The sequence below is a fragment of the Deltaproteobacteria bacterium genome (assembly GCA_020848745.1).
Lineage (GTDB): Bacteria > Desulfobacterota > Binatia > UTPRO1 > UTPRO1 > UTPRO1.
In genome coordinates, this window is the sequence record JADLHM010000057.1 from 14,450 (window position 1) to 27,597 (window position 13,148).

General features: G+C 72.0%; 11 protein-coding genes. 3 read left to right on the forward strand and 8 right to left on the reverse strand.

The annotated features are described in order from the left end of the window. Nucleotides 1-3: 3 nt before the first annotated feature. The 8 genes from IT293_08515 to IT293_08550 form a co-directional block, all read right to left on the reverse strand. On the reverse strand, nucleotides 4-1,182 hold the full coding sequence (locus tag IT293_08515; protein ID MCC6764691.1) for an ABC transporter permease: 1,179 nt from the start codon (nucleotides 1,180-1,182) through the stop codon (nucleotides 4-6). Beyond that, the gene (locus tag IT293_08520) at nucleotides 1,183-2,355 is read right to left on the reverse strand and encodes an ABC transporter permease (GenBank protein MCC6764692.1); all 1,173 of its coding nucleotides are present in this window, start codon (nucleotides 2,353-2,355) and stop codon (nucleotides 1,183-1,185) included. Next, on the reverse strand, nucleotides 2,352-3,083 hold the full coding sequence (locus IT293_08525) for an ABC transporter ATP-binding protein (protein ID MCC6764693.1): 732 nt from the start codon (nucleotides 3,081-3,083) through the stop codon (nucleotides 2,352-2,354). Before IT293_08525 ends, IT293_08520 begins: the two co-directional genes overlap by 4 nt. An 80-nt stretch (nucleotides 3,084-3,163) precedes the next feature. Beyond that, a complete protein-coding gene (locus IT293_08530) occupies nucleotides 3,164-4,345 on the reverse strand; it encodes a thiolase family protein (protein ID MCC6764694.1) in 1,182 nt (393 codons plus the stop codon). 83 nt (nucleotides 4,346-4,428) lie between these two features. After that, nucleotides 4,429-5,688, reverse strand: coding sequence for a DUF2142 domain-containing protein (locus IT293_08535; GenBank protein ID MCC6764695.1), 1,260 nt, complete (start codon nucleotides 5,686-5,688; stop codon nucleotides 4,429-4,431). 5 nt (nucleotides 5,689-5,693) lie between these two features. Then, entirely contained in the window at nucleotides 5,694-6,485 is a 792-nt protein-coding gene (locus IT293_08540; protein MCC6764696.1) for a hypothetical protein, read from the reverse strand. Nucleotides 6,486-6,521: 36 nt separating this feature from the next. Beyond that, nucleotides 6,522-7,115 (reverse strand): hypothetical protein, encoded by a 594-nt coding sequence (locus IT293_08545; GenBank protein ID MCC6764697.1) that lies wholly within the window; start codon nucleotides 7,113-7,115, stop codon nucleotides 6,522-6,524. A gap of 121 nt (nucleotides 7,116-7,236) precedes the next feature. After that, nucleotides 7,237-8,760: an aldehyde dehydrogenase family protein gene (locus IT293_08550; protein MCC6764698.1), complete on the reverse strand. Its 1,524-nt coding sequence runs from the start codon at nucleotides 8,758-8,760 to the stop codon at nucleotides 7,237-7,239. Between the two features lie 134 nt (nucleotides 8,761-8,894). Between IT293_08550 and IT293_08555 the strand changes: the two genes are divergently transcribed. The 3 genes from IT293_08555 to glgP all read left to right on the forward strand — a co-directional run bounded on the left by IT293_08555 (nucleotide 8,895) and on the right by glgP (nucleotide 13,070). Then, nucleotides 8,895-9,752: a hypothetical protein gene (locus IT293_08555; GenBank protein ID MCC6764699.1), complete on the forward strand. Its 858-nt coding sequence runs from the start codon at nucleotides 8,895-8,897 to the stop codon at nucleotides 9,750-9,752. A gap of 151 nt (nucleotides 9,753-9,903) precedes the next feature. After that, nucleotides 9,904-10,941 carry a hypothetical protein gene (locus IT293_08560; GenBank protein MCC6764700.1) on the forward strand — a complete coding sequence of 346 codons (1,038 nt, stop codon included), beginning with the start codon at nucleotides 9,904-9,906 and terminating at the stop codon, nucleotides 10,939-10,941. A gap of 11 nt (nucleotides 10,942-10,952) precedes the next feature. After that, nucleotides 10,953-13,070 (forward strand): alpha-glucan family phosphorylase, encoded by a 2,118-nt coding sequence (glgP, locus tag IT293_08565; GenBank protein MCC6764701.1) that lies wholly within the window; start codon nucleotides 10,953-10,955, stop codon nucleotides 13,068-13,070. Nucleotides 13,071-13,148: the final 78 nt, after the last annotated feature.

Here is a 13,148-nt window from a genome sequence, read left to right on the forward strand (position 1 = left end):
GCTTCAGGCCTTGCGAAGCGCCTCGACCGGCCGGAGCCGGGCAGCGCGCCACGCGGGCAGCAGCCCCCCGATGATGCCGATCGCGGCGGCGAACAGGAAGGCCGCCCCGAGATCGCCCGCGCCGACCCGCAGCGCCACGACGTTGGTGGTGAAGGTCGCGGCGGTGAACCCGATCCCGCCGAGCGCCGCCCCGATCACCGCGGCGAGCGCGACCGTGCCGAGGGCGCCGACCACGAACCCGACCATCGCGACCCCGAAAGACTCGAGCAGGAACGCCCGCAGGATCGTCCCGCGCGAGAAGCCGAGCGCGCGCAGCGTGCCGATCTCGACCGTGCGTGCCTGCACCGCGGCGAACATCGTGTTCGCGGCGCCGAGGCCCGCGGCGATTCCCACCGGCGCGGCCAGCACCACGAGCAGGACGTAGAGCGAGCGCGAGCTCTTCGCCTGGTCCGCGTAGTAGTCGGTCTCGGGCTTCGCCTCGAGCGCGTAGCGCGGGTCGTCCTCGATCCGCCGGATCAGCGCCTCGCGGTCGGCTCCCGGCGCGACGCGCAACCGGACCCCCGAGAACGGGAACGGACGGTTGGCGTCGTTCGCGAGCTCGCGGACGTCGACCCACACCTCGCTCTCGAACGACGACCCGGCCGCTTCCATGATGCCGACGACCCGCCAGCGCCGCCGGCCGAACGGCATCTCCTCGCCGAGCCGCGCCCCCTCGTAGCGACCGACGGTCCCCACGCCGAGCACCACCTCGCCGCTGCTCGGCCGGAACATCCGGCCGGCGACGATGCGCACCTGGTCGTGCACGCGAAGCGCCACCGGCTCCACCCCGCGCGCGAGCACGTTCTCGCGCGTGCCGCGCGTCGTCCAGACGGTCGGCTGCACGACCATCTCCGGCGACGCGAGCGGCTGCCCGGCGGCGTCGCGGGCGATGCCGTCGAAGAAGCGGATCGCCTGGTACGCTTCCAGCGTCAGCATGCTGGAGCCGTCGTTGTCCGACCCCTTGCGCAGCACGACCAGGTTCTCGGGCGAGCCGGTCGAGACGAGCGTCCGCTGCAGGCTCGAGATGAGGGCCAGGAAGACCGCGGACGCCACGACCGCGAGCGCGATCACCGCGATCGTGAGCGCGGTGCGCCGCAGGCGGATCCGCACGTTTCGCACGCTGTAGGAGAGCGGCAGGCTCATTCAGAAGACCTCGCGCAGCGTCTCGGCGACGGGCCGGCGGGCGGCGCCCCACGCCGGCGCGATCCCCGCGACGAGGCCGACCACGACCGACAGAGCGATGCCCCGAGCGACGATGTCGCGCGTGACCAGGAACCCGGTGAGCGCACCGAGCTCGTTGCCGCCCATGCTGGCCCCCGAGAGCGCCCGGATCATCGCGCTGAACCCGTAGGTGAGGAGCGCGCCCACGCCTCCCGCCAGGGTGGCGAGCAGCGTCGACTCGGCGACGAGCGTGCCGAAGATGACGCTGCGCCCGAAGCCGATCGCGCGCAGGACCGCGATCTCCCGGCCGCGCTCACGCACCGCCATGCTCGCCGTGTTCGCCGCGATGCAGAGAACGCAGAGCGCCACGAGTCCGGTCACGACGAGGATGATCTGCACGAACGACTGGAGGGAGCCGAAGAAGCTCGCGAAGAACGACTTCTCGGTCTCGGCGTTCACCTCGGCCGGGCTGTTCCGGAACATCGCGACCGCCCGGGTCATCACGTCGTTCACGAGGGCCGGGTCGGCGACGCGCACCCAGATCGTGCCGACCGTATCGAGTTGCCGGCCTTGCGCCTCCATGGCCTGCGCGAGGTATTCGCGCTGGATCCAGAAGTGCGGCGCGCGGTCGTTCGGGATCTCCCCGACGATCCGGAACGTCAGCGTCACCGGCCAGACCGTGCTCACGAGGCTGACTTGCTGCCCGATCCGCCAGCGGTACTTCTTCATCGTCTCGCGGCCGACGATCGCCGCGTCGCGCTGACGCCGGAACTTCTCGAGGGCGAGCGGCTCGATGTCGTAGTCCGGCCACACGTTCCCGACCGCGTCCGGGTCGAGGGCGAAGCTCGGGAAGGTCACCATGCCCTCCTGCTCGTAGGCCCCCCCGAACCACACCTCGGGATTCACGGCGGTCACGCCCGGGATGCTCCGGACGCGCTGCACGTACGCGTACGGCATGTCGTAGACCACGCCGCCCTTGTTGTGGACCGACACGCGGACGTTGCTGGTGACCTCGGAGAGCAGCCGGTCGATGCCGCCCGGCATCGTCAGGAAGAAACAGACGAGCAGGATCGCGAGCCCGATCGCGCCGCCGGTGAGGGCGGTGCGAAGCTTGTTGCGCAGCAGGTTCCGCACGACGAACGGCAGGTACTTCACGGCAGCCCCCCCGTCGGCGCCGCATGGGCCTTCCCCGCTCCGCCCGCGAACGTCTCCTTGAGCACGCCCTTCTCCAGGTGGAAGACGAGATCCACCCACTCGCTCGCGCGCGGGTCGTGCGTCACCATCACGACCGTCTTCTCCAGCTCGTGCGAGAGCTCGAGGAGGATGCGCAGGATCTCGTCGGCATTGCGGGCGTCGAGGTCGCCGGTCGGCTCGTCGGCGATGATCAGGTCAGGGTCGGTGACGATGGCGCGGGCGATCGCGACCCGCTGCTGCTCGCCGCCGGAGAGCTCGGCCGGCACGTGCCGCGCGCGCGCGGCGAGCCCGACGACGGCAAGGGCGAGCCGCGCCCGCGCGAGGCGCTCGCGCCGGTCGAGCGACGTCAGCAGGAGCGGCAGCTCCACGTTCTCGAGCGCGGAGAGCACCGGGATCAGGTTGTAGAACTGGAAGATCAGCCCGACGTGCCGCGAGCGCCAGCGCGCGAGCTCGTCCTCGGAGAGCTCGTTCAGCCGCTTGCCCGCGACGATCACGTCCCCGCCGCTCGGCCGGTCGATGCCGGAGAGCAGATTCAAGAGCGTCGACTTCCCCGAGCCCGACGGGCCCATGAGCGCCACGAAGAGCCCGCCGGCGATCGTCAGCGACACGTGCTCGAGCGCGTGCACGTCGTCGGCGCCGCGCCGGTAGACGCGCGAGACGTCGCGGAGGGTGATCAGCGGCTCGGCCATGCGTCCGGCCCAGATACACGAACGCCCGCCGCCAGCGAAGACGGCGGGCGTTTCCGCACCGGACCGAAAGGCCGCGCGGCTTACAGCGCCTCGAACAGGCCCGCCATGCCCATGCCGCCGCCGACGCACATCGTGACGATGCCGAGCCGCTTGCCCTCGCGCTTCATGTGGCGGAGCAGCTGGCCGGTCATGCGCGAGCCGGTCATGCCGTAGGGATGGCCGATCGAGATCGAGCCGCCCATCGGGTTCAGCTTCCCGTCGGGGATGCCGAGCTCCCGCTGGCAGTAGAGGAGCTGCGACGCGAAGGCCTCGTTCAGCTCGACGACGTCGATGTCGGCGAGCGTGAGGCCATGGCGCTTCAAGAGCTTCGGGACCGCGAAGACGGGACCGATGCCCATCTCCTCGGGACGGCAGCCCGCGACTGCGAAGCCGAGGAACTTGCCGAGCGGCTTGATGCCGAGCGCTTTCGCGCGGTCGCTCGACATGACGATCGTCGCCGAGGCGCCGTCCGAGAGCTGCGAGGCGTTGCCGGCGGTCACGGTGCCGTCGTCCTTGAACGAGGGCTTCAGCTTCCGCAGGCCCTCGATCGTGGTGTCGGCGCGGTTGCACTCGTCGCGCTCGATCGTCACCTCCTCCATGCTGACGTTGCCGTCGGCGTCCTTCACGGCCTTCTTCGTCTTCAGGGGGACGATCTCGTCCTTGTACCACCCCTCGGCCTGGGCCTTGGCGACGCGCTGCTGGCTCTTGAGCGCGTACTGGTCCTGGTCCTCGCGCGAGACCTTGTAGCGCTCGGCCACGATCTCGGCCGTCTGGCCCATGCCCATGTAGATGCCCGGCCACCGCTCGTAGAGCTCGGGGTTTACCAGGTTGTTCATGTTCATCTGGCCCTGCACCATCGAGATCGACTCGGTGCCGGCGCCGATCGCGATGGTCGCGCCCTCGTGCAGGATGTGGTGCGACGCCATGGCGATCGCCTGGAGGCCCGAGGAGCAGAAGCGATTGACCGTGGTGGCGGAGACCGTTTCCGGCAGCCCGGCGACCAGCGCCGCCACGCGCGCCACGTTCGTGCCCTGCGGACCCTCCGGTACGCCGCAGCCGCAGATCACGTCCTCGATCTCCTTCGGATCGACCTGCGGGACCTGCGCCAAGGCTCCTTTGATGGCGTGCGCGGCCATGACGTCGGGGCGCGTGGCGTTCATCGACCCGCGGAACGACTTGCCGAGCGGGGTACGGGCATTGGCGACGATCCAGGCTTCGGGCATGAGGCGATCTCCTCGTTGGTGGGATGGGGTGATTCGAACGCGCGAGGGTATGCGACCGGCGGGCGTATTGGAAGAGCGCGCCCTCAGAGGCAGGGGTGCGCGTGGATCAGCACGAGCGCCCTCGTCGTGGCCGCCGCCAGGAAGAGCAGCCACCCCGCCAGCAGGACGGGGCGCGCGGACACGCCGCCGAGGGCGCACGTGATCGCCGCCCAGAGCGGCACGAGCGTCGGCAGGAGGTAGCGTCCCTGCGGCTGCGCGTCGACCGTCCAGCCGTTCCAGAGCACGAGCGCGAGGGCGGTCGTCACGGCGGCGGCGAGCCACCCCGCGGCGCGCACCCGCGGCGCGCCCGCCGCCGCGACCGCCCCCGCCGGGCGGAGCGCCCTCAGGCCGGCCGCGACGCCGGCGACGAAGAAGCACGCCGCGCCGACGTAGTACGCCGGCGGCATCGGCAGATCGGCGCGACCGAACACGCCGAACGACGAGCGCGCGAGCTCGCGCAGGAAGGGCAGCGCCGCCGTCGCCGGGTGCGTCGTATACTCGGTCGCGACGAGTTCGCGGTACTTCGCGAGGCCGAGGCAGTCGCCCGCGTTGCGGACCGCGTTCACCGCGAGCGCCGGCGCCGCAACGGCGCTCGCAGCGAACGCCGCCCGCCCGAGCGCCCGCGCATCGAGGCGTCCGCGTCGATGTGCGTCGAGCAGCCACACGGCCGTCGGCGGGAGCGCCGCGTAGCCCGTCGGCTTTCCGAGCGCGACCGCCCCGACCGCCGCGCCGACCCAGCCGATGCCGGTCCGGCCCTCGCCCGCTGCCGCCCAGCGCGCCAGCGCCGCCGCCAGCGCGGCGACGGCCGCGACCGTGAACGAGTCGGCGTTCACGTACCCGTTCACGAACACGAGCTGCGGAAAGAGCGCGACCGCGGCGCCGCTCGCGAGCGCGAGGCGGCGCGAGCCGCTCCACGCCTCCGCGGCGAGCGCCGCGAGGACCGCCGTGAGACACCCGAGCAACACGCCGCCGAGGCGGGCGGTCGCGTAGTGGCGGAGCCGCCACCACCGCGAGGGGAAGCGCTCGGACGCCGCGTCGTCGGTCAGGAGCCGGCCGAGCGCGAGCGCCGCCGCGTGCGGAAGGTAGGGGACCGGCGGGTACGCGCTGTAGATCGAGCCGCTCGCGGGCCAGGTCGCGAAGTCGCCGCCGGCGTAGCGCATCACCGTCCAGTACTGGAGCCCTTCGTCGGGCGCGCACTCGCGCGCCGCCGGTGGCCCCGCGAGCGGCAGCTCCCAGGCGACGAAGAGCCGCGGCGCCGCCGCGAGCGCCGCCACGCAACACACGGTCCAGGCCCGGCCGCGCATCGCGGTTACGACGGCCGGCCCGGAAACGCCGCCAGGCGCTCCTCGATCCGGCGATAGAGATCCGCCGTGAACGGCAGCCCCGGGACCGGCACGAGCGGAATGCCGCCGCGCGGATCGTACGGCGCCAGGACCACCTGCACCCGATCGAGGCCGACCTCGGCGACGAGCACGAAGAGGTCCTCGATCGCCCGGTCGCCGAGCGCGAGGCAGCCGATCGAGCGGGCGCCGCCGTGGAGGAAGATGTCGCCGCCGAGGTCCAGCCGCCCGTCGACCGCCGCGACCGCGAGATCGTCGGCGTTCGGATAGTCGATCATCAGGGAGAGATGGAAGCGGCTCCGCGGGTTGAACGCCACGACCCGATAGAGGCCCTCGGGCACCTGCAAGTCGCCGCGGCGGAGCTTCGGTCCGCCGAGGCCGCTCGCCGCGAGGACCGGCAGCGTATCGATCCTCGCCCAGGGCCCGGCCGGATCGTCGCGCCCCCACACCTCGAGGCGCCGCTCGCGCTTGAAGCCGAGGAGCACGAGCTCGGCCGGCGGATACGCGACCCCCGCCGCCCCGAGGAGCGGCTTCCAATGCGCCCGCACGCGCGCGCCGAGCGCGGCGACGACCTCGTCGACGGCGGGGTCGCGGCCGGCCGGCGGTGCCGGCGGCCCGAACACGACGGCGGGCTCCGGCAGCGGCGGCAGCGGCGGCACCCGTCGCGACGGCGTACACCCGCCCCCCAGCGCGACGACCATACCCACGAGCACCACCGCACATCGGCCCCGGCCGACGAACGGCGCTGCGTGCCTCGTCACGCCGGCACGCGCGGCCGGTCGGCGCACCCTACGCGCTCAGCTGCACCCGGCACCGCCGCTGATGCACAGCGAAAAGTCGAACTTGCAGGTGAACGTGCTACACGAGAGGCTTCCGCCGGGCGGACTGCATCCGCGCGTTCCGCACGTTTCATTGCCGACGCCCCCGTCGCACTCCTCGGTGCCCTCGACCGTCCCGTTCCCACAACTCTGCTGGACCGTCGCCGTCGGCGCGGGCGTCGGCGTGAACGTCGGCGCCGGGCCCGGCGTGCCGCCGGGCCGCGAGTCGTCGCAGCGAAACTGGTAGTCGACGTCGGCGCCGCCGGGCGCGAGCGGGTAGCAGCGGCGTTGACCGCTGTCGACCTTGCGGCGGCAGGTGAGCTGGACCACGCACGTTCCCGTGTCGGGATCGACCGTCTGCGTGCACTGCGGCTGGCCGGCGCCCGGGCTGATCGTGACGCTCGGAACGCACGGACCGTCCGGGCTCTCACCGCACTGATCGCACAACCCGCCGTCGGAGCCGCCCCCGCCGCCCCCGCAGCTCGTGATCACCCCCACCGCCAGCACCGCCATCACGAGCAACGCTGCCCCGAGCGAGCGGTACGCCTCGATTCCCCCCGACGTGCGAGCCATGCGGCTTCCTGGCACGGGGCCGGCGCGAATTCAAACCCGGTGCGCGCTGCGCCTCAGGGCCAGACGGGCCGCGCCGACGCGATCGTCGGCGCGGCCCGTCGCGACCCGAGCCCGCCCCGGCTCAGTGCGGTCCGAGGTCGGTCCAGACGGTCTTGATCTGGGTGTAGAGCTCGAGGGCGGCCTTGCCCATCTCGCGGCCGAACCCGCTCTGCTTGTAGCCGCCGAAGGGCGCGGCGGCGTCGAAGACGTTGAAGCAGTTGATCCAGACCGTCCCGGCCTTGAGGGTCCGCGCGAGGCGGTTGGCCTTGGTGATGTCCTTCGTCCAGACCGCGGCGGCGAGGCCGTACGTGGTGTCGTTGCCGGCCTTCGCGACCTCGTCGACGTCCTTGAACGGGATCGTGCAGACGACCGGGCCGAAGATCTCTTCCTTCAGGATCCTCGCATCGGGCTTCACGTCGGTGAACACGGTCGGCTCGACGAAATAGCCCTTGGCGAGGCTCTTCGGACGACCGCCGCCCGACGCCGCCTTGCCGCCCCCCTTCTTCCCGGACTCGAGGAAGCCGGTCACGCGCTCGTACTGCTCGGGCGAGACGAGCGGGCCCATCTCGGTCGCGAGATCCATGCCGGGACCGAGCTTGATCTTCTCGGAGTACTCGACGAGCTTCGGCATGACCTTGTCGTAGGCCTTCGACTCGATGAAGAGCCGCGACCCGGCGCAGCAGCACTGCCCGTGGTTGAAGAAGATCGCGTTGGCGGCGCCGATCGCAGCCGAGTCGAGGTCGGCATCGGCGAAGATGATGTTCGGCGACTTGCCGCCGAGCTCGAGCGAGACGCGCTTCAGGTTCCCCGAGGCGGCGCGCATGATGATCTTGCCGACCTCGGTCGAGCCCGTGAACGCGACCTTGTCGACGTCGGGGTGCTCGACGAGCGCGGCGCCGGCGGTCTCGCCGTAGCCGGTCACGATGTTGACGACCCCGGGCGGGATGCCGGCCTCGTCGAGCAGCTCGCCGAGGCGGAGCGCCGAGAGCGGGGTCTGCTCGGCGGGCTTCAGCACGACGGTGTTGCCGCACGCGAGCGCGACGCCGAGCTTCCACGCCGCCATCAAGAGCGGGAAGTTCCACGGGATGATCTGTCCGACGACGCCGACCGGCTCGCGCAGCGTGTAGGCGAGCATCTGCTGGCCCGGAATCGAAACCGGGATGGTCTCGCCTTCGACCTTCGTCGCCCAGCCCGCGTAGTAGCGGAAGTGGTCGACGACGAGCGGCACGTCGGCGACGCGCGAGACCGCGAGCGGCTTCCCGTTGTCGAGGGTCTCGAGCTGCGCGAACTCCTCGGCGTGCTTCTCGATGAGGTCGGCGAGCTTCCAGATGGCGCGGCCGCGCTCGGACGCGGTCATGCGACGCCAGGGGCCGGACTCGAATGCCCTGCGGGCCGCCTTCACGGCGCGGTCGATGTCCTCCTTCTCACCCGCCGGCACCTCGGCCAGCGGCTCCTCGGTCGCCGGATCGTAGGAGGTGAGCGTCTTCCCGGACGCGGCCTCGACCCGTTTCCCGTCGATCAACATCTTCCGCGTCCGTCCGCCGATGAAGTCTCGCACGCCGGGGGCGACGGCGGGATAGTCCGACTGCAATCTCGGTTGTGCCATTGGTTCGCTCCTTTTCATGCCGCGCCGATGGGGAGTTCACGGCCGATCTTAGTCGAGCCTCGCGCAAATTTGCCACCGAAAAAACCCCGGTTCGGCATTCGACCGCCGCCGTGCGCTCGCGCTACAGACGGCGCATGCTCTCCCGAGTCGACCGCGTACAGCTCGCCGTCCCGGACCGGCGTGCCGCCGCCCTGCCCTTCGCCCGCCTCCTCGACGCCGCCGTGACCGGCGAGGATGCCGTGGCGCCGCTCGCCGCGCGCCGCACCACGCTCGCCGCCGGCCGCGCGGTGCTCGAGCTGCTCGAGCCCGACGGCGCCGGCCCCGTCGCCGATCACCTCGCGAGCACCGGCCCGGGACTCTTCGCGGCCGGCGTCGCGACCCACGAGCTCGACGCGCTCCGCCACCGTTTCGTCGCGCGGCGCGTCGACTTCGCGGACGCCGACGGCCAGCTCTTTCTGGCGCCCGCCGCGACCGGTGGCACGGGGCTCCGCTGCGTGGTGTCGGCGCTGCGCGACACGCCGGCCGCCCCCGGCCTGGTGTCGCATCTCTACGAGGTCACCAACCTGGTCGCCGATTGGGAAGACGCCGCCCGCCGCATCGCCGCGCTCTTCGACCTCGAAGCCGAGCGCTTCTGTCCGATCACGAGCGAGGAGTACGGGTATCGCGGCACGCTCACGATGTTCGACCCGCGCGACCGCCTCGATCGGCTCGAGGTGATCACGCCCGTCGACCTCGGGAAGACGATGGGGCGCTTCATGACCAAGCGCGGACCGAGCCTCTACATGTGCTTCGCCGAGGCTCCGGACCTCGCGCTGGTCCGCGCGCGCTTGCGGGAGCACGCGCCGCACGACTGGACCGGGCCCGCCGACGCCCCGGTTCCCGACACGCTCTTCATCCACCCGAAGGCCCTCGGCGGCCTGATGATGGGGGTGAGCCGGACGAGCGTCGGCTGGACCTGGTCGGGGCACCCCGAGCGGGTCGTCCCGGGCTGAGAGAGCGGCCCCCGCTGTGCCGTCCTGACACGCCGGCCGTGCCGCGGGCGCGCACCTGGCCCGGCACGGCACGCGCAAACCCCCGGCGGACCGAGCGAACGCGCTGGCCCTCGCCTTGCTCCACCCTCCTGCGATGCCCGGAGGTCGAGCCATGCCGAACGTCCACGTCCCCCTCATCCCCGACGCCGCTCGGCGCCTTTCCGCCGCGGCCTTCATCGCGTCCGCGGTCGCGACGATCGCGCTCACCGCGCTCACCGCGCTCGGCGCACGGAGCTGGATCGACCAGCCGTTCGCCGGCTTCTTCCTGCGCGCCGACCGGACGGTCGCGGCGGTCGGACGGAACGCCTGGACCGACGTCGCCGCCCGCGACCTCTACGACCGGACGCTCCTCGCCGTCGACGGGCGCCGGATCGCCGACGCCGACGCGCTCCACCGGCGGGTCGCCGCGAAGCCGATCGGCAGCCCGCTCACCTACACCGTGACCGACGGCACCACCGTCGAGACCGTGACCGTCCGCTCGCGTCGCTTCTCGGCGGCCGACTACTGGGCGGTCTTCGGCGCGTACGCCGGCACCGGCCTCTGCTGGCTGCTCCTCGCGATCGCGGCGGCCTGGACGCTCCCGAGCGAGCGCATCGGGCGGGCGCTCCTGCTGCTCGGGGGCGTCGGCGGCGTCTACATGCTGACGGCGGCCGACCTCTATCCGCCGGCCGGGTCGCTGCGCATGCACGTGCTCGCGGCGGCGCTCCTGCCCGCCGCCCTCCTCCAGTTCGCGCTCGCCGTCGGCGACGCCCGCGGGCGCTTCGCCGCCGGCACGCTGCCGGTCGTGTGGGCCGCCTCGCTCGCGGCCGCCGCTTCGCTGCAGCTCGCGATCGGCGATCCCGCCGCGACCCGCGTGGCGCACGCGACGTGCGACGCTGCCCTCGGGCTCGCGCTCGTCTCGGCGACCATCGGCCTCGCGGCCCGCGTCCGCCTCGCGAAGCCTGGCGCGCCGCTCGTCGCCGCCACCGCGCTCGTGGGCCTCGGCCTGCCCGCGGTCGTCTTTCTCCTCGCGGGCATCGTCGGCAACGTGCCGCACAACGCGAGCGCCACGCTGGCGTTCCTCTTCCCGCTCGGGATGAGCGCCGCACTCTGGCGCCGTGACCTCCCACTCGCCGCGCGCGACGTTGCGCGCTCCCACCGATCACTCTAGGGTCCGACGCCATGTCCGAAATCGTCCCGCCGCTCTTTCGCGAGCTCCGCGAGCTCGCCGACAACTACTGGTGGAGCTGGCAGCTCGATGGTCCCGAGGTCTTCCGCGACATCTCGCGCAGCCTGTGGGAAACCTGCGGACACAATCCGAAGAAGCTGCTCGACGAGACGATCGCGACCCGCCGCACCGAGCTCGACATCGACCCGCACTACCGCACCCGGGCGCAGGACCTGGTCACGCGCTTCCGCGCCGCCACCCAGCCGCCGCGCGAGGCGCTCCCCGGGATCGACCCGCGCCTGAGCGCCGAGCGCCCGATCGCGTACTTCTCGGCGGAGTTCGCGATCCACGAGTCGCTGCCGATCTACGCAGGCGGCCTCGGCGTGCTCGCGGGCGATCATCTGAAGTCGGCCTCCGACGTCGGCCTGCCGCTGGTCGGCGTCGGGCTGCTGTACCGCCAGGGCTACTTCCTCCAGGACATGGACCGCTCCAACTGGCAGCGCGAGCGCTACGTCGACCTCGATGTCCCGTCCCTGCCGATCGAGCGCGTCACGTCCCCCGACGGCCGCCCGCTCTCGGTCACCGTGATCATCCATCGCCGTCCCGTGCACGTCAGCATCTGGCGCGTGCGCGTCGGCCGGGTTCCCCTCTACCTCCTCGACACCAACCGCGACGACAACGAGGAGCGCGACCGCTGGATCACCGGCCACCTCTATGGCGGCAACCAGGACACGCGCCTCGTGCAGGAGCTGACCCTCGGCTTCGGCGGAGTGCGCGCGCTGCGGGCGATCGGGCTCAAGCCGAGCGTGTTCCACATGAACGAGGGCCATTCGGCGTTTCTCACGCTCGAGCTGCTGCGCGAGGAGCTCGCGCAGGGCACGCCGCTCGTCGAGGCGAAGACGCACGTGAAAGCGCAGTGCGTCTTCACGACCCACACGCCGGTCACCGCGGGCCACGACGTCTTCGGCGTCGAGTTCATGGACACCCACCTCGCCGCCTACTGGAACGAGCTCGGACTCACTCGCGACCAGTTCCTCGCCTTCGGGCGGCGCCGGCCGGACGATCACTGGGAGCCCTTCGGGATGACGCCGCTCGCGATGCGCTTCGCGCGCTCGGTGAACGGCGTGAGCCGCAAGCACGGCGAGGTGTGCCGCGAGATGTTCCGCGACTTCACCCCCGAGCGCGAGCCCGCCGCGGTCCCGATCCGCCACGTGACGAACGGCATCCACGTCCCGACCTGGGCCGCGCCCGTCGCGCGCTCGCTCCTCGCGCACCATCTCGGACCGGGGTGGGAAGCGCGCCTCGGGGACTCCCGCACGATCGCGCGCGTCGACGACATCCCGGACGCCGAGCTGTGGGAGATGCGCAACCAGCTGCGCCGCTATCTCGTCGCCGCCGTCCGGGCGCGCGCCCACGAGAGCCGCACCCGCAACGGCGAGGACGAGGATTTCATCGCCGCCGCCGACCACCTGCTCGACCCCGACGTCCTGACGATCGGCTTCGCGCGCCGCATGGCGACCTACAAGCGGATGAGCCTCATCATCCACGACCAGGATCGCACCGCGCGGCTGCTCACCAACGACGAGCGCCCCGTCCAGTTCGTGCTCGCCGGCAAGGCGCATCCCTTCGACAACGAGGCCAAGCGCAACTTCCAGGAGCTCGCGCGCTGGAAGCGGCCGATCGAGCACCTCGGGCGCATCGTGTACCTCGAGAACTACGACGTCTCGCTCGCGCGCTTCCTCGTCCAGGGCTGCGACGTGTGGCTGAACCTGCCGCGCCGGCCGCTCGAAGCGAGCGGCACGAGCGGCCAGAAGGTGATCGCCAACGGCGGCCTGAATTGCAGCATCCTCGACGGCTGGTGGTGCGAAGGCTTCGCGAACGACAACGGCTGGGCGATCGGCGCCGAGCTCGACGACGGCGACCCCGAAGCGCAGGACGACGCCGATGCCGAGGCCCTCTACCGCGTGCTCGAGGACGAGGTCGTCCCGCTCTTCTACGAACGCGACGAACGCGGCATCCCGCTCGGCTGGCTGGCGCGGGTGCGCGCGTCGATGCGCTCGCTGCTGCCGATGTTCAACACCGACCGCATGGTGCTCGAATACGCCCGCGAGGTGTACGGTCCGCCCGCCTGAGCCCTCGTCGCATTGCATGACAGGGCGCACGCGCTCTGACGACCGATTCCGCCGGCGGAAACACGTTGTACCGGAACG